General features: G+C 63.4%; 18 protein-coding genes. 7 read left to right on the top strand and 11 right to left on the bottom strand.

What is annotated here, in order from left to right; translation table 11 throughout:
* The first annotated feature begins 15 nt into the window (after positions 1-15).
* Positions 16-777 (top strand): thioesterase II family protein, encoded by a 762-nt coding sequence (locus IBX22_RS35615; RefSeq protein ID WP_194820229.1) that lies wholly within the window; start codon positions 16-18, stop codon positions 775-777.
* 164 nt (positions 778-941) lie between these two features.
* Positions 942-1,532, top strand: a complete 591-nt coding sequence (locus tag IBX22_RS35610; RefSeq protein ID WP_309234931.1) for an HIT family protein — start codon at positions 942-944, stop codon at positions 1,530-1,532.
* Here IBX22_RS35610 and IBX22_RS35605 read toward each other — a convergent pair.
* Positions 1,505-2,655, bottom strand: a protein-coding gene (locus IBX22_RS35605) for an IS3 family transposase (protein ID WP_194820227.1) whose coding sequence is annotated in 2 segments (ribosomal slippage) — positions 1,505-2,568 and positions 2,568-2,655 — 1,152 coding nt in all. Because the reading frame shifts where the segments join, the coding sequence is not laid out codon by codon here. The two genes, IBX22_RS35610 and IBX22_RS35605, sit on opposite strands and share 28 nt — an antisense overlap.
* A gap of 743 nt (positions 2,656-3,398) precedes the next feature.
* Here IBX22_RS35605 and IBX22_RS35600 point away from each other — a divergent pair.
* Both IBX22_RS35600 and IBX22_RS35595 read left to right on the top strand, forming a co-directional pair.
* Entirely contained in the window at positions 3,399-8,594 is a 5,196-nt protein-coding gene (locus IBX22_RS35600; RefSeq protein ID WP_194820226.1) for a type I polyketide synthase, read from the top strand.
* Complete coding sequence (locus IBX22_RS35595) at positions 8,587-9,963, top strand: SAM-dependent methyltransferase (RefSeq protein WP_194820225.1); 1,377 nt, start codon at positions 8,587-8,589, stop codon at positions 9,961-9,963. The genes IBX22_RS35600 and IBX22_RS35595 overlap by 8 nt, the downstream gene beginning before the upstream one ends.
* A gap of 131 nt (positions 9,964-10,094) precedes the next feature.
* Here the strand turns inward: IBX22_RS35595 and IBX22_RS35590 are convergent, their stop codons facing one another.
* The 5 genes from IBX22_RS35590 to IBX22_RS35570 form a co-directional block, all read right to left on the bottom strand.
* On the bottom strand, positions 10,095-10,325 hold the full coding sequence (locus IBX22_RS35590; RefSeq protein WP_309234924.1) for an integrase core domain-containing protein: 231 nt from the start codon (positions 10,323-10,325) through the stop codon (positions 10,095-10,097).
* A 409-nt stretch (positions 10,326-10,734) separates the two neighbouring features.
* Complete coding sequence (locus tag IBX22_RS35585) at positions 10,735-10,995, bottom strand: acyl carrier protein (protein ID WP_194820223.1); 261 nt, start codon at positions 10,993-10,995, stop codon at positions 10,735-10,737.
* On the bottom strand, positions 10,992-11,888 hold the full coding sequence (locus IBX22_RS35580; RefSeq protein ID WP_228540134.1) for an acyl-ACP desaturase: 897 nt from the start codon (positions 11,886-11,888) through the stop codon (positions 10,992-10,994). The genes IBX22_RS35585 and IBX22_RS35580 overlap by 4 nt, the downstream gene beginning before the upstream one ends.
* A complete protein-coding gene (locus tag IBX22_RS35575; RefSeq protein WP_194820222.1) occupies positions 11,885-13,153 on the bottom strand; it encodes a cytochrome P450 in 1,269 nt (422 codons plus the stop codon). The genes IBX22_RS35580 and IBX22_RS35575 overlap by 4 nt, the downstream gene beginning before the upstream one ends.
* Positions 13,150-14,985 carry an AMP-binding protein gene (locus IBX22_RS35570; protein WP_194820221.1) on the bottom strand — a complete coding sequence of 612 codons (1,836 nt, stop codon included), beginning with the start codon at positions 14,983-14,985 and terminating at the stop codon, positions 13,150-13,152. Before IBX22_RS35570 ends, IBX22_RS35575 begins: the two co-directional genes overlap by 4 nt.
* Before the next feature lie 500 nt (positions 14,986-15,485).
* On the opposite strand from IBX22_RS35570, the gene IBX22_RS35565 reads away from it, so the two are divergent.
* Both IBX22_RS35565 and IBX22_RS35560 read left to right on the top strand, forming a co-directional pair.
* Positions 15,486-16,892 (top strand): wax ester/triacylglycerol synthase domain-containing protein, encoded by a 1,407-nt coding sequence (locus tag IBX22_RS35565; protein ID WP_194820220.1) that lies wholly within the window; start codon positions 15,486-15,488, stop codon positions 16,890-16,892.
* A gap of 192 nt (positions 16,893-17,084) precedes the next feature.
* On the top strand, positions 17,085-17,957 hold the full coding sequence (locus IBX22_RS35560; protein ID WP_194820219.1) for a patatin-like phospholipase family protein: 873 nt from the start codon (positions 17,085-17,087) through the stop codon (positions 17,955-17,957).
* 406 nt (positions 17,958-18,363) lie between these two features.
* On the opposite strand, the gene IBX22_RS35555 is transcribed toward IBX22_RS35560, so the two are convergent.
* From IBX22_RS35555 to IBX22_RS35545, 3 genes are all read right to left on the bottom strand, one after another.
* Entirely contained in the window at positions 18,364-18,642 is a 279-nt protein-coding gene (locus IBX22_RS35555; RefSeq protein ID WP_375540317.1) for a YegP family protein, read from the bottom strand.
* Between the two features lie 68 nt (positions 18,643-18,710).
* The gene (locus IBX22_RS35550; RefSeq protein WP_194820218.1) at positions 18,711-19,067 is read right to left on the bottom strand and encodes a hypothetical protein; all 357 of its coding nucleotides are present in this window, start codon (positions 19,065-19,067) and stop codon (positions 18,711-18,713) included.
* Positions 19,068-19,170: 103 nt separating this feature from the next.
* Positions 19,171-19,452: an STAS domain-containing protein gene (locus IBX22_RS35545; RefSeq protein ID WP_194820217.1), complete on the bottom strand. Its 282-nt coding sequence runs from the start codon at positions 19,450-19,452 to the stop codon at positions 19,171-19,173.
* Between the two features lie 711 nt (positions 19,453-20,163).
* Here IBX22_RS35545 and IBX22_RS35540 point away from each other — a divergent pair.
* A complete protein-coding gene (locus IBX22_RS35540; protein ID WP_194820216.1) occupies positions 20,164-20,355 on the top strand; it encodes a hypothetical protein in 192 nt (63 codons plus the stop codon).
* A gap of 182 nt (positions 20,356-20,537) precedes the next feature.
* Here the strand turns inward: IBX22_RS35540 and IBX22_RS35535 are convergent, their stop codons facing one another.
* A complete protein-coding gene (locus IBX22_RS35535) occupies positions 20,538-22,172 on the bottom strand; it encodes an NAD(P)/FAD-dependent oxidoreductase (protein WP_194820215.1) in 1,635 nt (544 codons plus the stop codon).
* Complete coding sequence (locus IBX22_RS35530; protein ID WP_194820214.1) at positions 22,169-22,798, bottom strand: SRPBCC family protein; 630 nt, start codon at positions 22,796-22,798, stop codon at positions 22,169-22,171. The genes IBX22_RS35535 and IBX22_RS35530 overlap by 4 nt, the downstream gene beginning before the upstream one ends.
* Positions 22,799-22,801: the final 3 nt, after the last annotated feature.

Below are 22,801 nucleotides of genomic sequence, written 5' to 3'. Positions count from 1 at the left end.
ACGGAGGAACACGCCATGACCGCGACGCCCTACCTGACCGCATCCCCCGACCCCGCAGCCCGCCTCCGAGTGTTCTGCTTCCGTGAGGCCGGCGGTTCCCCCGCACCGTTCGCCAAGTGGATCGGCGCATTCGGCCCCGAAATCTCCATACTGCCGGTCCATCTCCCCGGCTACGGTGAGCGCAGCGCGGAGCCTTCCATCGACGACCGGGACACCCTCCTCTACGACCTGGACACCCACCTGGGTCCGCTTCTCGATGCGCCTTACGCGATATACGGCCAGTGCATGGGCGGACTTCTCGCCCACGGCTTCGTCCGAACGCGGATGCGCAAAGGCGAACGGATGCCGGAATGCCTCATTCTGGGTGCCAGCAGGGCCCCTCATCTGAGTTCGGAGTGGTACGAAACAGCTCTCAACTGGCCGGACGAGCGAGTCATTCAATTCTTCATCGAGCACGGCAGCGTTTCTCCGATCATCCTCCGACATCCGGAGCTGATGACACCTCTCATCTCCCAGACCCGCTACTATTTGAAACTCCTCTCCAGCTACACATGCCCCACCGACGAGCCGATCAGCAGTCCGATCCACGTATTCGCCGGCAGCAACGACAACTTCGTGCCGTACGAGATCGTGCGGCATTGGAGACCACACACCACCGCAGAATTTTCCGACCACATAGTTTCTGGCTCCCACCTGTTCCATACCGAAATGAACCCCGACTTCGCGGGCGCCATGAGCAAACTCCTCAACACCACGGCACAGCAAACCCGCGACTGACCCCCGGCGAAAAGCTGTCCCGACACCGGCAAACCTGCACGGGAGTCTGCTGACCCTGGTTCGCTGCGAGACAGCTGAGCAAACGCGACATCGGATCGAGGCGGCTTTCGCCGGCACCCTGAAACACGCAGTGCCCGCACCATCTTCGGCGGCCGACCGCGACGATCGATGCGGATGTCTACGTAGACCGGGTCCAGTCCGAGACCGCTGCCGGTCGGAGCTTCATCTGCGAACTGGCCGAGGAGAAGACAACTCGGAAGCGCGAAACTGTCGCCTATCGTGACGAACACTGCGTCGTGTTATTTTCGCCCTACCCTCGCCTCTACGGCTACTGCCTGCTCGCACCCCGGCGCCACGCGACCAACATCGTGTCGGACTTCACCGAGGACGACTACCTCGCTCTGCAACAACGCTGTCAGCGCCTCGGTCGGGTCCTGGCCGAGATCACGCCCTCCGAGCGCCTCTACGTGTTCAGCTTCGGCAGCATGCAGGAAGTCGCGCATGTTCACTGGCACCTCGCGCCGCTGCCGCCGGGGACCCCCTCTCCCGAACAGCAGTTGGCCGCATTCGGCAAGCTCGAGTACCTCGTCATCGCCAAGGCCGAGCGTGACGAACTTGCTATTTTCCGGGGGCGATTTCGATACCGGTTTCAGTCGGTTGGGACTGCCCCGAGTTCGGTTGACTCGCTGACCTGCCCCAGCTTTCGTTACCCGCCAGGATGTGAATCTCAGGCGGTGGCGGACTGGCGTTCGTAGCGTAACTCGTGCTCGACTGGCGACACATAGTCGAGCTGGGAGTGGCGGCGTTGCCGGTTGTAGAAGATCTCGATGTAGTCGAAGATCGCGTTCGCCAGATCCACTCGTGTTCGCCACTTCTTCCGGTTCAACAGCTCGATCTGCATGCTCGACCAGAACGATTCCATCATCGCGTTGTCGTAGCCGTCGCCGATCGTCCCGAACGAGGGCATCAGACCGGTGGCGCGAATCTTGTTGGTGAACGCCCAAGAGGTGAACTGGACGCCATGATCAGCGTGAACAATCCTGCCCGGCAACGGTTTCCGGTTCTTGATGGCCATGTCGAGGGCGTTGACGACCAGGGTTGAATCCTGGCAGTTGTCGATCGACCAGCCGATGATCTTGCGGCTGAAGGTGTCCATCACCGCGCAGCAGTAGACCTTCCCTTCTCGTGTGGGGTGTTCGGTGATGTCGGTGACCCACAACCCATTTGGCTTGATTCGGTGGAACTTGCGGTGCACGAGATCGTCGCCGGTCGCGACGCCGCGCAGTCGTTTGACCTTGGCCGGTCCTGGAAGGCCTGCGACGCCGGCCAGGTTCATCAGTTCCGCGACGAGGTTTTCGCTGACCACGATGCCCATTCCGCGGGTCAGTTCCGCGTGGACTCTTCGTGATCCGTAGGTTTGGCGTGATGCGCGATGGACCTCTCGGATCAGCCCAGTGAGCCATTGGCGGCGCATCTTGGTCGGCGCCATCGGGCGGTTGCGGTATTTGTAGTAGCCGGGTCCGGAGACGCCCAGCAGGCGGCAGCAGACCTTGGCCGGGTGTCCGGCATCGACGAGGGCATCGATTACCGGGTGAATCCTTTTGGGGCAGGCCGGATCCCCGAGCAGCCCAGCCGCTTTGCGCAGGATTTCGACCTCGACTTCGAGTTGGCGGATGCGTTTGTTGGCCTTGGCCAGCGCCGCGTTCTCCGGAGTGGTGTAACCGGGGCGTTCACCACGGTCGATCTGGTCCTGGCGGACCCAGTTGTGCAGGGCCGCGGCGCTGATCCCAACTCGGTGGAGGCGGTGGTGATCGGCTTGCCGGCCCGCACTAGCGCAACGGCACGCAAACGGAACTCCGGCGGATACGGTCGGGGCATGAGATCAGAGCCTCTCAGTTGGCGCTGATCTTCACACCGAAACGGGTAACAAACCCTGTGGCAGGTCAAAGATCAACCGAACCGGGGGCAGTCCCGTTCCTGGAGAAGCTTTCTGCGCGTTTGGCATCCCGTTGAGTGTCAATGATTGCGTGGCAGTGCTGATTTGCTGCGTGTGACCCGGCTTGCCGCGACGAGCTCGGTGTGGGCCTGTTCGAGCTCGAGGGACAGTTCGGCGGTGATGCGTCGCAGGGCCGCGTTGGCGTTGCGTTCGGCGGCGAGCTCGGTTTGAGCCGGTCGCAGACCATCCCGCTACTAAGAAACTTGTAGAGCCGCCATCTCGAAATGAGCGGAGCCTTCCCGCGGGCGCGGGATGCCCCTGCGTGATCCGGGTGCCGCGAACCGAATGTTGAGTTTCCGTCTGGTTGGTGTCGAGGAGTGTCCTGGTCCGTCGAATCTGGTGCAGCCTCGAATCGTGATCGCCGCTGAGATCGAGGGTTGGCGACGGCGGGCCGCCCCGAGGGGTTTGGCCTTGGTGGATACGAGAACATCGGAACCCCAACGGAGTAAGACCGCGTGATCGAACTTGTCCGTTGGTCGTGTGGCAGCCCCTTTCGATCCCACGGTGGGGGTATTTCTCGTATAATTGAGATTCGCTATGGTCGGGTTAGCACCTTCACCACGCGGAGCTTGAATTCTGAGATCATTTTGAGCGTGAGGCACCGGAACGACCGGGAGGGCCAATCATGATCGACGTCACCACTTCTCAGATCGACGATATGGACGCGGTGGCGGTGGTCGGGATGAGCTGTCGCTTCGCCGGTGGCATCGAAACCCCTGAACAGTTGTGGAAGATGCTGGTCGAGGGTGGCCACGCGGTTTCTGAATTACCTGATGATCGCTGGGAGTCCGAAGACCCTGCCGCCGACGCGATTTGGCAGCGCACGACCCGACTTGCCTCCTATCTCGATGATGTCAAAGGGTTCGATGCCGCCTTCTTCGGAATCTCCCCCAGAGAAGCGGTGATGGTAGATCCGCAGCAGCGGATTGTCCTTGAGCTGGCGTGGGAAGCGTTGGAGCATGCGGGGATTCCGCCGTTCCGTTGGGGTGGGACCGACGCGGGGGTGTTCGTCGCGTCCACATGCCATGACTATTCCGAGCGGCTGCGCGCTGATCTGCCGAACTTGGAGGCGTGGGCGGTCAACGGAGCGAACTCGTTCGGAATTTCCAACCGGATTTCCTACGCACTGGACCTGCGAGGACCGAGCATGACGGTCGATACCGCGTGCGCTGGTTCGCTCACAGCGATACATTTGGCTTGCCAGCATCTGTGGCGCGGTGAGATCCCGGCCGCGATCGTGGGCGGGGTGAATGTGATCGCCGCACCCGGGTCTACCGTGGCGCTCGAGGGGACCGGTGCTACCGCGCGCGACGGTCGATGCAAAACCTTTGATTCTGCTGCCGATGGCTACGGCCGTGGAGAAGGCGCGGCGTTAGTTGTGTTGAAGCGCTACGTCGACGCCCGCAGAGATGGTGACCACGTTCTGGCGCTCATCCGGGGGACCGGGACCTTTCACGATGGGGCGGGGCAGGGCTTCATGGTGCCTAACGGTGAAGCGCAGGAACAGATGTTACGCAAGGTATACGCCCGGTGGGGCATCGACGCGAAGAGCATCGACTACGTGGAAGCTCATGGCACCGGCACGCCGGTCGGTGACCCGATCGAGGTTCAGGCGCTGTCCCGGTTCTTCGGTGTGGACAGGACTGCTGAGAATCCCTGTTTGATCGGTTCGGTGAAGCCGAACATCGGCCATCTCGAAGCCGGGGCCGGGGTAGCTGGACTCATCAAAACGGTGCTTGCTCTGGTGCACGGGCAGATCCCACCGAGTGTGTATTCCGAACTCACCCCGGCGGTCAACTGGGCTGATTCTGGGCTTCGCGTCGTCTCGGCGCTGACTGCCTGGCCGAAAGGTAGCCGACCGAGACGGGCCGGTGTCTCAGGATTCGGCGTCGGTGGGGCGATCGCGCACCTCATCGTGGAACAGGCTCCCGACATGACTTCCATGCCGCACACCGTCGACAGGGGCGGGCCGAAGGTCTTCGTTTTGTCCGCCAGGTCAGAGTCCGCCGTTCGTGCCAACGCCGCCCGGTTGGCAGATTGGCTCGACGAGCATCGTGATACCCGGTTGTCGGCCGTAGCATCGACGCTGGCCCTGCGACGCTCCCATGTGGAGGTCCGGTCCGCGATCACTGCCTCAGAGATCGAAAAACTCGGCACAGCGTTGCGGGACTTGGCCCAGGGCAAGGGAGTTGGAGTCGAGTGCACGCGGATACTGCCGACCGACCGGCGCGATCCAGTCTGGGTATTTTCCGGTCAGGGTGCGCAATGGCAGGGCATGGGCCGGCATTTGCTGGCAGAGGAGCCCGTTTTCGCCTCCATGATCGATCGACTGGTGCCGATCTTCGAGCAGGAGTGCGGTTTCAGCCCCCGCGACGCGATCGCCACAGGTGACTGGTCGTCTCCTGAACGCACGCTGTCGATGGTCTTTGCCATGCAAATGGCGCTGGCACAGGTGTGGGCCGATCGCGGATTGCGGGCAGGGGCGGTCGTCGGGCATTCAACCGGCGAAATCGCCGCAGCGGTGGTAGCCGGTGTGCTCGATCTCGAATCCGCCGCACGTTTCAACTGTCGGCGCGCCGTCGCCTTATCCTCCGCGGCGGGGACAGGCGCGATGGCGATGGTGAATCTGCCATTCGCGCAACTTCACGGTCAAACCCCCACGGGGGTCGAGGCCGCCGTTTCGGCCTCGACCACCTGGACGGTCGTATCGGGTGCGACCGCGAACCTGGACCAGGCCATACAACAGTGGTCGGCGGAAGGATTGGCGGTGCGCCGCGTCGATACATCCATCGCGTTCCATTCCGCTCTGCTCGACCCGTTCGTGCGCAAGGTGGCCGCCGCCGCGGCGGACTGCCTGGACCCGCAAGCCGCGAAGATTCCGCTGTACAGCACCGTGACCCCGGATGCTCGATCGAATTCCCCTCGCGACGGAACCTATTGGGGCAAGGCCGTGCGCGAACCGGTCCGATTCCTCGAAGCGATCCAGGCCGCTGCCGAGGACGGGCATCGGATGTTCGTCGAAGTCTCTACTCATCCCATCGTGGCCCATTCAATCAGCGAAATTCTCGAAGAGTTCGGCCACCACCAGACCACCGTCGCCCACAGTCTTCGTCGCGGACAACCCGAAACCAAGACCCTGTTGAGCAATCTCGCCCAGCTGCATTGCCAGGGGGCAGCAGTGGACTGGTCACGTTCCTACGCCACCGACACCTGGGTAGATCTGCCGACAATGGCGTGGCAACACCACCCCTATTGGATCGAGCCGACAGCGAAGCACTCGGTTCGCCCGGCGGTACATGACGCCAGCAGTCATATATTGCTCGGCGCCCGGCACCACATCGCCGGATCGCCTTCGCTGCGAGTATGGGAGACCACAGCCGACTTCGACAGCCGCCCCTACCCTGGACACCATCAGGTACTCGGTGTCGAGATCCTTCCGGCCGCAGTGCTGCTCACAACCTTCCTCGCGGCTGCAGCCGGGACGCACCCCACAGCATGGCCACTCAGACTGGACACCGTCGAATTCCACGTTCCGCTGATGCTCGATACACCGCAACAGGTTCAGGTTGTGCTGCACACCGCGCGCCTGAGTATGACAAGCCGAACATCCAGCGACGAGCAGACCTCCACCGGCCTCGAGGAACACACCACCCACGCCACCGCCGCAGTCGTCCGCGCGCAGGCGACGGCGTCGGTCGCACGTGCCGATCTTGCGGCGATCCGGCAGCGGTGTGGACGGATCATGCGATGGGAGGACGCCGAGGAAACATTCGCCCGAAACGGTGTCGCCAGTTACGGCTTGGAGTGGCACACAGAAGATCCGCAGGTCGGTGAGAGCGAATTCCTCGCGGTCATCTCCTCCTCGGGGCAGGGCGGACCCCTCACCCAATGGGCACCGCTGCTCGACGCTGCACTCACACTCGTTCAGATCCTCGCACCCCACGACGCCCAGCAGCGTGTACTCAGCACCATCGGCGGCATCACGTTGAATGGCGAACCGAACCAACGACTACTCGTGCACGGGCTCGAGCATCCAGACGGCACTGTCGACCTCCAGATGCTCACCGAAGACGGCACCGTGCGGGCCGTGTTGCTTCACCTGCAACTGAAGCCGGTCGGAGGCACGCCGAACACCCCGGCTCATCCGCACGACCTCGTCCATCAACTGGCCTGGCGTCCCCGCCCCCATCCGGCAACACCACAGATCCCGGGCAGTGTGGTTCTCATCGGCGACGACCACCGCGCGCTCTCACAACTGCTGGAGTTCTATCGGGGCAAAGGAATCAACTGCGTGCTCGCAGATGGTCCTGACAATGCAATGAGCGCGTGTGCCGACGCTGTCGTGGTCCTCCCCTCGGTAGAGGGTCCGATGGAAGATACCGCCGAAAAGAGCACGTGGGCACTGGTTCGAACAGCACAAAGGATGGCATCTTCCGGTTCGGCGCGACCACACAGCTTGTGGTGTGTGACCAGAGGGGTTCGAGCAGGAGTCAACGCCCCCGGCGGCGCGCTGTGGGGCGCGGCCCGCATTATCGCGGGCGAATACCCTGAGTTCTGGGGCGGATTGGTCGATCTGGATCCAGACCTACCCCTGCATTGTGTCGCTGACGTCGTGGGCTATCAGTCCAACGAGGACGTCGTCGCGCTGACCGCTGACGGTGAGCTGGTCCCCAGACTGCAGCACATCGAAACCGCACCAGTCCGGCCGGAATTCGAATGCCACGCCGGCAGCAGTTACCTGATCACCGGCGGACTCGGCGCACTCGGACTGAAAACCGCGCAGTGGCTCGCCGAGCGTGGTGCGCGTCGCATGGTTCTCACCAGCCGACACGGGCTGCCCCCACGGCAGACATGGAACAGCATCGACCACCTCGAAACGGCTCGCCGGATCGCGGAGGTCCGCGCCCTCGAAACGGCAGGAGTCTCGGTTCACGTCGTTGCTCTCGACATCACCGACCTGGACAGCACCAAAACTTCTCTGGCCGCGCTCGATCTGCCGCCGATCCGGGGAATCGTGCACGCCGCGGGAGCCTCCGACGGCACGTTGCTCCAAGACATCGCCGAGCAAACCTTGGCACGGGTGATGCGGCCGAAAGTCCGCGGCATCGTGGTGCTCGACCGGATCTTCCCGCCCGGCACGGTCGACTTCTTCGTCTCGTTCTCCTCCTGTGGCCAGCTGGCACGAGTCACCGGCCAAACCGGCTATGCCGCAGCCAATGCCTTCCTCGACGCGTTCGCTGCCCGGCGCCGAGCTGTGGGATGCAAGGGCGCCCTCAGCCTCGCTATGACCACCGTCTTGAATACCGGAATGTCGGTGGGCAATACCGCAGCGATGGAAGAGGCACACGCCCGCGGCATGGGCGCCCTGTCGACCGCCGACGTGTTCGGGTCGTGGCAATTCGCCGCACGCTACCCGGACCCATATTTCGTCGTCACCCCCCTCCTTCCAGCCGAACACGCCACCGTACCCATACCCGTACTCTCCGAGTTGGCCGCACGCGACACCGAGGAGCCCGACGACAGCCGAGACAGCTGGAAATCGCTTTCGGAAGGCGAACGCGCACAGGCAATTGAGTCTGATTTGCGCGAGCAGATTAGCGCGGAACTACATATGCCACCCGCCGATCTCGATGTCGATCGCCCCCTCTCGGACTACGGCATGGACTCGGTGCTCACCGTCCGGCTGCGAACCCGAATCAACCGCAGCTTCCACATCGACCTACCTCCCACAGTGTTCTGGAACAAACCGACCCTCGAGACCATCGCATCTATCGTGACGGCTGCGATGGCCTCCGCGACGGTGGAGACTGGCAATGGGTGAGGTGACGCGCGGGAACCCCTTCGCTCCGGGAGATATCAGCGCCACCGCCATTCTGGCCGCCGCCGGGCGTATGGCCGAAAGCCGCCGACCCGACCCGCTCATCAACGATCCCCTGGCCGAGGTGTTCCTCACGGCCGCTGCAAGACGCCGCCTGGCACCTGCAGTGGATGACGACATCGCGCATCTGCTCGGGGACATGTTCACCCTCCGATCCCGGTTCTTCGACGAACAGCTACTGCGTTTCGCCGAGGCCGGTGGCAGACAGTGCGTAATCCTCGGCTCGGGACTCGATAGCCGGACACATCGACTGGATTGGCCTTCCCGCACAACGGTGTTCGAGATCGACCGCCCCGGAATGCTGGAGTTCAAGGAGGCGGTGCTCGCCGGTTCTCCCAATAAACCAACATGCCGACGAGTAGTCGTACCCACCGATCTGACCAATGACTGGACAGCGCCCCTGATCCGGGGCGGTTTCGATCCCGGCGAGCCCACCGCATGGCTGGCCGAGGGCCTCTTACTGTATTTGACTGCTGAACAAGGCAACCAGTTACTCACCACCCTCACCGCGCACAGCGCTTCGGGCAGCACGCTGCTGGTCGAGCACGTCAACCACGCCGCCCAGTCCGCGCAGGAAGGCCGCACAGTGGCGAAACTGGTCGCGACACTGGGCGAACCCTGGCTCTCCCAGCTCGACGAACCCACCCGATGGCTCGCACGCTTCGGTTGGACTGCAGACACCCACGACATCCGGGACTTGGCCGCAACCCACAACCGGCCGGTACCCCCGTTCGCCGGAACCGACCCTTCTGACGACCGAAGAGTGTGGTGCCTGGCTGCCGAACAAGCCGCCCCGCCTGCGCCGAACGCACCCGGCTCGGCGTCAACCGCGACGAGCCCGCTCACCGACCCGAACCAGCGGAGAAATATCCTTTACGCCGACGACCTCCAGGTCGGCACGACAATCGACCTCGGTCAGTACACGCTGACCGGTGCAGATATTTCCACCTTCGCCGGACAATGGGACCCCCAACGACTTCACACCGACTGCGACGTCGGCGCAACGCGTCCGTCCGACGAGATGATTGCCAGCGGAATACATACCCTGGCCGTGTTCCAACGTCTAGCAGCTCTGAGGGCCTACCGAGACTGGTCGATCATCGGGTGCCGAAGTATACGAGACATCCGATTTACGAACCCGATAGCCGCTGGTGCCACGCTACGGGGCACCCTCCGCATCGCGGAGGCCACCTACAGTCATCCCCAGCATGCGCTGATACGCCTGTCCGGCACACTCGCTCACGGCGAAACCACAGTCTTGACAGCCGAATTCGATGTCTACGTTCACAGAATGCACGCCTCGTCCATGTAGCGCGGAACCGCCGACCATATTCATCCTGCGTTCACCAATTGCTCGCGCGGATGGTGGACCGATCCGCGGGTCTCGTTGACGGACCCCATGATTCGGTCCGCTTGATGTGGCCCCCTGGCGGTAGGCCGCCGTTATGAGAGTTGAGAGCTTGGTTGGATGTCGTGCCAGAGCATCTCATACTCGGCAGGGCTGAGCTGGCCGAGATAGCTGTGCCGGCGTTGCACGTTGTAGAAGTTATCGATGTTGTCGGCCATCGCGATGGTCAATTCCAGTGTCGTGGACCACTTTCGGGTATCGAGTAACTCGGTTTGCATGCGTCCCCAGAACGATTCCATGACGGCGTTATCGAAGCAGTCGCCCACGGTGCCGAACGATTCCAGCAGGTTCCACCGGCCCCCAACCAGGACCTAACCGAACGGCTGCGGACAGCCGACGAGCTGTAATGCGAGTTGTCTGCGTGCGTCGACGTACTCACCTGCCAACCTTTCGACGAGAGGAAACCTGCGCGGCACCAACAGCTTTGATGACGATCAAAGCAAATCAAATCCGGCCAGCTCAGCGCTCCGGCCTTGCAGAGCAGAGCGATCCGAAACTTGAGGCCGAGCTCTCGTTCATCGGCCTGAGCGCGCCCCGCGGGACTGTCGGGTTAATCCGACAGTCCCATTGACCCCGATGCCGTCGTGCGTCAACCGCTGTTCGTCGGCGTTGCCGCGATGGCGTACGCGCCGGAATTTGGCTGCACTGCGGGACGCGATGCCGAGTGGCGCGGACTCATAATCGGCTTTCCAGTGTGGTGCTGATGAGATCGATCAGGTCGCCGACGGTGGTTACCGTGAATACCGCGTCGTCATCGAGGCTGATGCCATAGTGGTCTTCGAGCTGGGTGATCAAGCGCATGAGCCTCACCGAGTCGATCGAGGAAAGGTCTGAGATCGCGTCTTGCGAACGCACCTGCGTGTCGAGTTCGGTGCCGAACATGCCCAGGACGGTGTCGGTGACTTCGCTGGAGGTGTGGGTTTCGTTGTGTGTCACGCGAGCTGCCTCATTTCGGTGATGAACGACAGCAGGTCGTCCACGTCGGGATTTCCAGGGGAATCGACTAGCTCGCGGACGAGGCGACCGACCGGTTCGTAAGCGTCGGTGACATCGAACCGGACACTCTTCGGCGCGCACAGTGACCACTTCCAGTAATCGGTCAGGCTGGCGGTCAGCGGCATCTTGAAGTTCTCCAGCACGTTCTTCACGTGCGGGAGGGTGCGTGTTCCGTGGCGGCGCAGGTAGGCGGCGACCAGGTCGCGGTAGAGCGAGAAGTGCCTGGCCTCGTCGCGGCCGAGTCGTTGCAGGAGATCACGCAGGACAGGCTCCCGGGCGACGGCGTGGAAGCGCTGATAGAACAGATGGGTGGCCTTTTCCTGCACCATGGTGTAAACGAAGGCTTCCAGGGGCGTGTCCGGTAGTTCCTGAAACTGCTTGCGGCCCTCGGCAGCCAGCTCGCGCAGCAGCTCTTCCTCGTCGGCCAACCCCGCGGCGGTCTGGTAGTGGGTGAGCGCGGAGGCGTGGCGTTCCTCGTCGTAAGCCCACGCCACCAGGAATCGGAAGTATTCGCGGTTGCCGCAGAACTCGTCGAGGTCGATGTCTTCTCCGACGACGGGAAAGTTCTCCAGCAGCGAGGTCACATAGCCGGGGATGTGGTCTTCGATGAACGTGGTGAAGCGGATGACGAATTCATCGGATTTGGTCAGCGTGCCGGGTTGGATCGCGTCCCATCGCACATCGGCGAGATTCCATCCTCGGTCGGCGCCGAGCTGCACAGCCGGCTCGACACAGGCGCGGATGTCCATGAACGGCAGCCCCGGAATCGGCTCCCTCGTGTGGTCGGAGGTTGTGCCGCGGTCATCGGGCGAGACCGCCGATAGCTCTGTCATGATGCTGAATCTCCTTTCTCCTGCGGGTGCGCGGTGACGGGGACACGGGCGATGCCGTGGCACAGCACCATGGCCGTCCACGGCAACTGCTCGGGTGCTTCGGCCAGCTCCAACTGATGGGCGTGCCGGGCGAGCGCGAGGAGCACAGCCTGGATCTCCAGGCGCGCCAGTTCGGCACCGGCGCAGTAGTGGCGCCCGTACCCGAAGGCCAGATGGGGCGGCCCCGCTCTGTTGGGGATCAGCTCATGCGGGTCGGGATAGACCGCGGGATCGTGATCGGCGGTGTCCACCGCGGCCAAGACGATGTCTCCGGCGGCGAGGCGCGCACCGAACAATGTCATCGGCTCGGGCGCGAACCGCCAGGTCGCCAAGGGAGCCGAGGATTGCAGCCGTAACAGTTCCTCGGTCACCGCAGCAACCGAGTCCGGTTCGCTGGCAACGGTTTCCGCGAGCTGTCGATCGCTGAGCACGGTGACCGCGGTGCGCGCGAGCACCGACGCGGTGTTGATGGTGTTCGCGGTGATGAATTGGCGCACGACGCCCAAAGCGTCACGCAGGCTGACCGTTCCGTTCTGCCAGGCCGCGGCGGCGGCGCTGGCCAGATCTGTGTCCGTGCCGGGACGGTCGGCGCGCTCACTCAGCAGCTCGGTCAGCAACTGCTGCAGGTCTGCCGAGGCGCGCAGATACTGGGGATCGCGCGGATGGTACGGCCCCAACAGAGTGCGGCTGCCGGCCAGGACGGTCTGCTCGGCGGTGGCGGGGATGCCGAGGACACGGCAGATGATTGTGGTGGACAGGGGTTCGAACAGCTCGCCGACCAGCTCTCCTGCCCCGTGCTCGAGGATCGCGCGCAGCAGATCGCCGGTGGTGTTCTCGATGTCGGGACGCCACTGCTGCACAGCGCGCCGCGACAGCAACGGTGTGCTGATCTTGCGCAGGCGGGTGTGGTCGGCGGCGTCGGAACTGATCAGATGTCGGCCACCGAGTGAGTACCCGTCCTCGGGGTAGCGTCGCCCGCGAAACGGATGCACCGCGGGCGGCAGACGCAAGGGGTCTTTCACCAAGTGCTCGTCGGCGAGCACGTCGCGGACATTGTCGTATCCGGTAACCACCCACACCGGCAGATCGTCCAACACGATCACACGATCGATCGGGCCCGGCAGGTCGCTCAGAATAGTGTGAATGTCACGCGAACAGCCATGCGGGACAACGTGCATGCTGCCCGCGACCGGGCAGGCGGGGCTGCGGGTCGTCTCGGGTGTCATGACGTCTCGCCTCGGGAGTGAGAACGGCGCGATGCCCCGATGCGCTCGGCGGCGGAAAGCCGTTGCCATTTGCCGCTGGTCGAACGAGTCAGGAAGTGCGGCGGTGCCGGGTGCACCTCGAGGCGCGTGGTGCCGATCGTTGCGGTGACCCGCTCACGAATCGCGCTCGCCAGCTCATGATGCCGGTGTTCGGGCAGATCGGTCTCGGCGATCAGGCCGATGCACTCGCCGCCGTCTGCGGCGGTATCGGCGAACGCGACGAGGTGACCTCGATACACGCCGGGCACCCGCCGGGCCAGTTGTTCGACATCGGTGGGAAAGTAGTTGCAGCCGTTGACGATAACCATCTCCTTGATCCGGCCACCCACATAGAGTTCGCCGTCGAGCCAGAAGCCCAGATCGCCGGTACGCAGCCAGCCGTCGGTGCACAACTGGGCGGTGGCCTGGGCATTGCGGTAATAGCCGGAGGTGACCGCCGGACCTCGCAGCTGAATCTCGCCGAGCCGGCATTCGTCGCACACGGTCTCCTCAGCGAGGATCCGAAGCTGCATACCGGCGACCGGCCTTCCGACACACACAAGGCCGACCGCGGCTGGATCGGACCGATCCACCTGCCTGGCAACACCTTTCGCGCCGAGGTCTTCCCGTTCCACCCAGGTGGCCTTCGGCACAGTTCCCGGCGCGGGGAACGAGATGGCCAGCGTCGACTCGGCCATCCCGTAGACCGGGTACATCACCGACGGACCGACCCCAGCCTCAGCAAACACTGTCGCGAAGGTTTCGACGGTCTGCGCCGAGATCGGCTCGCCCCCGTTGAACGCCAGCCGCCAACTCGACAGATCAAGCTCGCGTGCCTTGCCCGCTGTGGCGGCGCGGTTCAGCAGGTCGTAGCTGAAGTTCGGGCCGGTGGTCAGGGTGCCGCCCGTCTCGGCGATCAGCGACAGGAACCTTTCCGGGCGGCGGACGAAGTCCTGCGGTGCCATCGCGTGGGTGGTGCCGCCGTTGAGCACACTGGTCAGCATCCCGAACAAACCCAGATCGTGGTAGGGCGGTGTCCACTGTACCCATACGTCCGCCGGAGTCATTTCCGCCGATATCGCGATGGCGGCCAATCCCGCCAAGATATTGCTGTGGGTCAGTCCCACTCCACGCGGCGCCATCGTACTGCCAGAGGTGAACTGCAAGACGGCCAGATCCGCCCCGGATACCCGCGGAAGCGCCCCGGCACCGGGACGGCTCTCCGAGGCCGGCACAATCACGAGACCTGATCGTGCACAGGACAACTCGGCCGCCACCGCATCGAAGGCGTCGTCAGTGACCACCGCGCGCATATCGGAGGCACATACCAACGGCAATAGCCGTCGCGCGGTCGATCGAGCATCCCCGGGCCCGACCGGCAGCACGGTCGCCACCGCGCCCGCACTTACAGTTCCCAGCAGGGAAACCAGCAGTTCGGACCCGATCGGCAACAGCAGCCCGACGACGTCACCCGGTTCGACGCCGGCCCCGATCAGCCCATGCCCGAACCGCGCAGACGCCACCTCCAGTTCGGCGAGAGTGATCTTCTGCCGGGTGCCGGGAAAAGTCGTGAGGGCATTCGGCCGCGCTTGAGCCTGTGACGAAACGGCATCGGCCAAAGTTGCTGCTGCCCAGGAAATTGAGCGAACCATGTAATGAAGATACCCAGCGACTAGTAGTGACACAGGTGGGTTAGCAAAGAAATGCGAGGCAAAGGCGGGGGCAGGCGTGCTGAGCGGCGAATCGTGGGCGAACTGCGCTCGGTCAATGCTGCTTGCGTTATGAGGCAGCAATTTCCCACCGCCGAGGAGCAACCGGCTCGAAAAAAATGAGACATGAAGATATGACGTCGGCGGATTATATGATGCGCAGGGTTTGCGAGTGATCGGACGGCCGCGGTCGAAATGTACTCACAGCTGCAAATCCGGGGCGAGCTTGCAGTTCGCTGAACGAGGGAAATCAACTTTTCAAGCGGAAAAATAGTGATACCAGTCGGTTTCATATCTCCGATTAAGGCGACAGAGCGGGCGCCGAGAACGGCGGCCGATGGCCCATCGACGCGCTCGAACCTGTTGACCACCTCGGTCAACTAATCTATGGTTGAGTGACGGTTGAAGATCCGATAAGAAATTCTATGCATTAACAGAAATAGATCACTGTGCATGCGATTATTAATTCGGCTCGGTGCGCGCTCGATCAACTTTCGCGTGAGCCAGCTGCGCGCGCTTGTCTATGCGTGTATTAGCAGATGCGAGAGGTCGTCATTGTGAGCAAGGGCAGTACGTCACTTCCTGGTTGGTCGACGCCTGGGCCGATGAGCGGCACCGACGCTTTGATGTGGAGGGTCGGCCGGAATCCGCTGACCAGAATGAACCTCGTCGATATCTGGCTGCTGGATACGGTGCCGGAGTGGGAACGTCTACTGGACTGTTTCCATTACGCCATCAGGAAGGCGCCCCGACTGGCACATCGCGTCGTCGAACCACTATTCGACGCCGGGCCGCCGGCGTGGGCACCGGATCCGGGGTTCCGGATCACCAACCATCTCAGCAGGATCGCCCTACCCGCACCGGGAGATCTGCGTCAAATCCTCGACTATGCCGAACGAGCGGCCGCCGAGGAGCTCAATCCGGCTCGCCCGCCGTGGGACGCGGTGCTGATCGAAGGGCACGAGTCGGACAAGGCCGCACTCGTCATCCGGTGGCACCACAGTCTGGCTGACGGGATCGGCAGCGCATGGTTGTTCGAGCAGCTCACCTCGCCCACCAGGGAGACCGAGCAAAGGACCGCACGTCACGCCGGAGTAGAGCCGCTGTCCGAAAGCCGGCGGGTGCCGGCCACCCCCCTGGCCGCGGCCGCCGAGCTGCCCGTGAAAATGGGTGTCAGCATGGTTTCGGCTGCTTACGACACCTACCGCAATGCCAGCTGGGCGTTTACTCAAATGAAGAAGATGCCCACGCTGTCCGCTCAGGACATGGCTCAGGTCCCGCGTCGAATGACACGGCTTCTCAAAAACTTCTACACAGTGCCAGGGCCGTCTTTTCCCTCTTTTCCGCGCGCGAGCAGCCCCTCACCCCACTTCGAGGTCATACGAGTTGACAGCGACGCGCTGAGTAATGCCGCCCGGGTTGCCCACGCCGGAACCGCCGCAGTTTACCTTGCCGCATTCGCCGACGCATATCGCGATTACAGTCGAGATAACCGCAGGCCGACCAACACCATTACTGTCAACGTTCCGGTGAATCTGCGTCGCCCAGGGAACAACGATTCCGGAAACTTCTTCGGATTGACGCCACTCAAGGTATCGCTCGACGGCACGACAGTCGTTCAGCGCATCCAATCCATACATAAACAGCTCATGGAGACACGCACGAGTTACTTCGATGACTACGTCCCCATTCTCGCCACCGCCGGCAGCTGGGTTCCCGGTATCTGGGTCGATGCCATCGCGCCGTACGCCGGCGGCATGACCGACGCTGTGATCAGCGTTGTCAACGGCGTGCGCCGCCCCTCGTTCCTGGCAGGCGCCCAATGGGTTTCCAGTATATGCTTCGCACCGCGTGGAACCAGCCCATGCAACGCCACCATGGTCTATCACCTGGACCACTGGTCGATCGCTCTACACCTCGACCCTGCGGTATTCACCGATGGGGCACTGTTCCGCGACCTACTCGAAGAGAAGATGGGCGAAATAATGCAACTCGCCGGAGCCGAGACCTGACAGTCGAAGCAACATCGGACGAATTATCTCGGCTTCGTCAGGCTTCGATAGCGGTGGACTCCAAGCCAAAGAGGATCAGGGATCTACATTTTCTGCGCAGCCGAGTGGCTATCCGCACGGCTATCTACGGCAGAAGACGCCGTGACCGCCGGCTTCACAGCCAGCTGTTTAATCGTTCGCAGGATGTGAGATATGGCTGATAGATCGGTAACCGCTTTCGTCCTGTCGGGCGGCGGCAAAGAGGCAAGTGCTGAGATCGGGATGCTGGCTGCCTTACTGGAGGCAGAAATCCGGCCGGACCTGATACTCGGAGCCTCCGCAGGCGCAGCCCTCGGCGCGTTTTTCGCAGCAAAGCCAGATGCCGACGGCCTGCGCGCCGTGCGAGAATTCTGGCTGGAGTTCGTTTCCTCTCCTCGCCTTGCGGGCCTGTGGACATACTCGCTTGCCCGTCCCTACTGGCCGCCTCTACAACAACGGTCCCGGGACGAAGTCGCCGCAGCTCTGCAAAGACATCTACCGGCCGCCAAATTCGAAGATCTACAGGTGCGGTTCCAGTGCCCGGCCATCGATCTCGCGCACCCCACCCGCACCCACTGGCTGACTTCCGGTCCGTTGTTGCCAGCTCTTTTAGCCTCGATGGCCGGCCCCTGGGTGCTTCCGCCCGCTCAGGTCGACGGACGCGAGCTCATCGATGGAGCATTCGCAGATCCTATACCGATCCAACGCGCCGTGAAACTCGGCGCCCGTACGATTTATGTCTTGCCCGCCACCGATCTCAGGCGCCCTCGTGGCCCCGTGGAGGTTCTGCGCTGGATCGCGCCGGTGCCTACAATCACCGGGTTCAGCGCTCGATTTCACCACCAACTCGATGCTATCGGCGACAAGGCAACAGTTCATTGCCTGCCCCTGGGCCGCCCAGCTCCGACTGCGGCCCCCCGCCTCATCGGCCGGATAGTAGGCGTGGATCTGTCCGCGTCGCTGGCGCGAGCCGACGCCCACATAATTCAGGCTTACCATGCCACTGCCAAGTTCCTGGCCACGCTTGCGTCGACCTCGCCTGAATAGACGCAACTCGTCGGTCTGCTCATTAGACGCACAGTGTCTCGATTCGCCTCAGTCCACATCTTCCTAGGACTCGAGTTCGATAGATTCCGCCCCACCAGCCAGCTCCCGCACCGCCGCAGTTACCTCCGAAAACGCCGAGCACCGCATGTTCATGAACCACGCAACAGCGACAGGCTGGCGAGAGATGGCTCGGCGTGGAAAGCACCGCGGGGATCGTACGGACTTTGCTTGATCCCGGATTCCGGCCCCCCGCGCTGCGCTCTGACCTGTCGCTTTCGTCCATAATCGGGAGTGTCGACTTCGTCCCCGGACTTCCGTGCCGCTTGGGCCCCGTGGCGGCGCCGTATAAGAAGGCTGAGCCCTGACCACGTGGCTTCGGCACGGTCAGGGCTCAGGCTCTGAACAGCTATTTGGCTGCCTCGGTGAGGTCTACGACCGCCGCGCCAGCAGCGTTGCTCTGCACCGACGAGATCCCCTTACTGGCCGCGTCCTTGCTCGCATACGCCTGACTTTGCGCGATCACCTCACCATTGCCCGCCTTGAGCCGCCACCGAACCTTGTCCGCCGCATCGGTGAAAAGTTCGAACTTGCCTGCCATCGCTACCCCGTTCCACACCATCGAGAAACGTGCATCTGACAACTCATCAGCGTAGACGCGCCAAGGCCGGGTGACCTGCACTGACACGCGCCTAGTCGCTTGGACTGTGCGGTATGGGTGTGGGTGAGGCAGTCATCGAGACGAGGACACCGCGATCAGTCGCGGCCCTTGATCGCCACGTGTCGGGCCCGAACAGGAATCGACGCGACAGTCAGGGCGAGTCCACGTAACACGCCCGGCAGGTGACGCGCCGCCGCCGGGCCTTCAGGGCATTCGAGCACGAGACCGTCGGGTCCGCACAGCTCGCACCGAAACCAACTGCGCAAGCGCCGATCCCGACGCGCCGGGTAGTGCAAGTCGCGCTCGAGGCGGGCGGCGAGTTCGGTCAGCGCCGCGGCGACCTGGGCTGGGTTTCCGACGTTGCTGACCTGCCACCACCGGTGCGCGTAACGGCCCGGGGCCGAGATCTCCACGGTGTAGGTCAGTCGTATGTCGGTCTCGGAGTCGCCCACACCGGCCACTGTGCCAGAACAGACCGGGCGCATGGGTGAGGCGGGCCCGGCCATAGGGTTGAAACACCAAAGGTTGGTGCAAGGTTGGCCAGGACACACCGAATCAGTCCAAGCAGTGAGTCAGCCCGGCCAGGCTGATCGGGCGGGTGACGGTTCGGTGTGCGGCGAGCACCGACAGTCTCACATGCTTTCGGGCGCACCGTTGATAGGCGGTGTCGTGCACGTTGAGCCCGGCAACACCGAGGAATCCGACCTCGCGCAGGTTCAGCAGCATCCGAGCACCAGGGACTGTCAAGGCTTCGGTTTGCTGTAGCCCGGCGTCGAATCCGCCTGCCGTGCGCAGATCGAGGTCGCCTGCGACATGGACGATGAAACCGCTGGGCATGGCTATCTGCGTCTTGATGCGGCCGGGCGCCGGGTCGAGGAGTGCGTGAATGACATCCGGCAGATTGCAGTCGTGAAGGTGTCGAGTTGGGAATGGCGTTTTCCGGCCCACCGAGCACTCACATGTCGTAGCGGCTCACCCGGCGCACCCTATCGATCGAGACCAGCGTCTCGCAGGCTCCCACGCCCGGGGGTGGCATCTGAGAGGCAGCCGGGCCCGCAGGAGTCGGGGTGTCCCGCGGGCCCGGGCGCTCGAACACTGCCTGCCCGGGACGCTTCGGCACCTGACTCAGGGGCACCGAGCACCCGGACCTACTTGGGCGGGCGGCCCAAAGGAACGGCAACCAGCAAGCCGTCCAGCGACTCGACACGGTAACCCCCGGTTGCTCGCGGTGAGCGAACTTGCCACGAGATCGGTTGCACCAGCGTCGAACACCGCCCGAAGCCTACGATCTGCCTAGCCGAAGAGCTGGAAAATGAGTGAAAGCGGGCGAATAGTCCCGATTCGGTTGCTTGTAGTGAGCATGGCTGGCCACAAGTTGTCTGGCCCGCGTGCTTGGCCGCTACACTCGGCGCCGACCCCGGGAGCCCCGGGACCTCTGAAGGGGCAGAGGCAATCTCGTCCGAACTGGGTTCCGCTGGATGGGGCCGGACGAGACCTCCGCACGACCAGGGGCTACGCCACAGGGCGCACAGGACATAGGGGTTTGTGATGGAACACTCGCTGGGCGACCTCGGCGCGCGCCGTCTGCTGAGCGAGATCCTGGCCCGCTACGGCAGCGTCGACGACTTCTGTGCCCATCTGCACCGACTGCTCGACTATCCCACCATTGAACTACCATCCTGCCGACCCAACTCGACCCCTTCCCCGGGCGGGCGACATCATCGGCACGACGGCCGATAGCGGCGGTCATACGGGCAGCGTGCGGCGCTAACCTCGCGCGGATGACCCCCGACCGAATTTGGTGTCGTGGGTGAGCACGCAGACCACGGTGCGAAACCGCGATAATCGATCGCAGCGCAGATTCTGGCCGAACGCGGCCACGGGTCCGCCCGCCCGCTCAGCGAAGCTCACGGCCCCCTGCACTACTGAGTTCGAATTTCCGCTGGTGGGCGTCGTGCGATTTCCATCTCCGCACCCGATAGGACGACCGGTTCCAGTTCGAGGGAGTGGCGGTAACTGTAATCCTCGCGGTCGAAGCGGACGGCTTTGCGGTAGGTCTTCAGTAGCGACCACGGTCGAATGTAGGGCGATTTCCCCTGCGAATTGATGAAATAGCTGTTGGATCCCGAGCATCGGGTTTCCAGGTAATAGGCCAGATTCCGGCCGCTGCGGAGCATTTCCTGATGGAAACGCTCCTGGGCCTCGGCGCGCACCTCGACGACGGTGGCCCCTCGGCGCCGGGTCTCGTCGATGACGGTGGCGATGTGCCGCATGGCGTTCTCCACGAAGTAGTGAAACGCGGTGCCGGTCCAGGAGTAGGGACCGATCATGATGAAGCGGTTCGGGATACCGGCGACGGCGGTGCTGTAGTAGGCCTTGAGCTCCTTGGTGTTGTAGAAAGCGCCGAGGTCGAATCCGTCCCGGCCGATCACGGTTCCGGGTTTGTAGCTCTCGGGGTCGGAGAACACCTCGTAGCCGGTGGCCAGGATCAGGGCGTCGATTTCGCGTTCGAGGCCGTCGGCGCTGCGAATGCCGGTCGGGGTGATCTCGGCGATGCCGGCGGTAAGCAGTTCGACGTTGTCGCGGTTGAGGGTGGGTAGGTAGTCGCCGCCCGCGCCGCCGCGGATGCAGACGATGCCGAAGCCGGGACGCAGCAGCTGGCGAATCGCCTTGTCCTTCACCTTGTATCGCACCCATCCCGCATAGGCGTTCCGGCCGAGGAAGTCGACCAGCCGCGCGCCGATCTTCCACACCGGAGCCGGAGTGTAGACAGCGACCCGCAGCATCGAGTCGATCACTGTCTGGGCGAGACCGTTGGCCACCGCCGAGCCGCCGGGCACGGCGAGGAGCCGCTGCATCCACGGGCGCAGCACGAAATCCGGTTTCGGCAGGTAGACCTGCGGGGTCCGCTGGTAGATGTCGAGTCGCTCGACCTGCGCGGCGAGCTTCGGCGCGATCTGCATGGTGCTGGCACCGACGCCGACGATCGCCACTCGCTTGCCGGTGAAGTCGAAGTCGTGATTCCAACTCGCCGGATGCATGGAAACCCCGGTGTAGGAGTCCAACCCGGGGATGTTCGGCGCGGTCTTCGGGTTGATGTAGGCGCCGACGGCACTGATCACGAACCTGGCGGTCAGCACTCCCCCGGATGCTGTATGCAGCCGCCACAGTGCGTGCTGGTCATCCCATTCCTCGCGAACGATGGTGGTGTGGAAGCGCATTCGGCGCGGCAGGTCGTAATTCGCCGCTACCTCTTCGAGATATTCCAGGATCTGATCGCGTTTGGCGAAGAATCGGTCCCAGTCAGGTTTCCGGGCGAAGGAGAACTGATAGGTGGTGCTGGGGATATCGCAGCCAGCGTCGGGGTAGCTGTGGCTGTACCAGGTGCCGCCGAGACCGCCGATCCGATCGACGATGAGGAAGTTCTCGATCCCGATCTCCTGGAGTTTTACACCGGCGCAGATACCGCCGATGCCGGCACCGATCACGACCACCTCATGCTGGGGGATCTCCGGCGAAACGGCGAATCCCGTTGCGGCTCCGTTGCTTCGAGTCATTGGATACCTTCCTCGACATTTCGACCGGCCGGCTCGGCTGAGGAGATACCGTTCGTGTTGATCGGTCCCGGCGCTGCGGTTGTGCGTGCTACGTGGGCGACGCGCCGCCGAAAGAGGGGGCCGACACCACCGAGTGAGTACGCCGCGCGCCACAGCGGCGGGAACCAGGTGGCGAAACGCACGGCCAGTCGCGGGGTGACCGCGACCGTCCACACCAGCCTTGTCCGGCCGTCACCGATATCGGCGAAGGTCATATCCTCGGCGTACTGGCGCACCAGCAGGTACTGGCTCCAGTTCCCGCTCACGACACCGAAGGTGATGCGCTGGTTCGGTTCGTACCGCCAGAACTTCTCGCGTTCCACCCACAGGAAGCGCAGTGGCGCGAACACGGACCCCATTTCTCGCACCACCCCGGCGCCGCGCGCCGGTGCGTCGTAGTGCACGCCGGAGCGAGGAATTGGCAACCACTTCCAGGCGTGCTCGTCGTCCAGGGCGGTCCACACGGCCTGGACCGGTGCGTCGAAGATCCGCTCGACGGTGAAGACCAATGCGGCGGAATCGAACACGGAGTCGTCGACCGGCTGTCGTGCGGCGTGCTGGGTGTGCAGGAACGAAGTGATACTCATGGC

Origin of the sequence: Nocardia sp. XZ_19_385 (genome assembly GCF_015355755.1) — a bacterium.
Classification (GTDB): Bacteria; Actinomycetota; Actinomycetes; order Mycobacteriales; family Mycobacteriaceae; genus Nocardia.
Note: the sequence above shows the minus strand (reverse complement) of the source record. Positions and strands in the feature narration are given on the sequence as shown.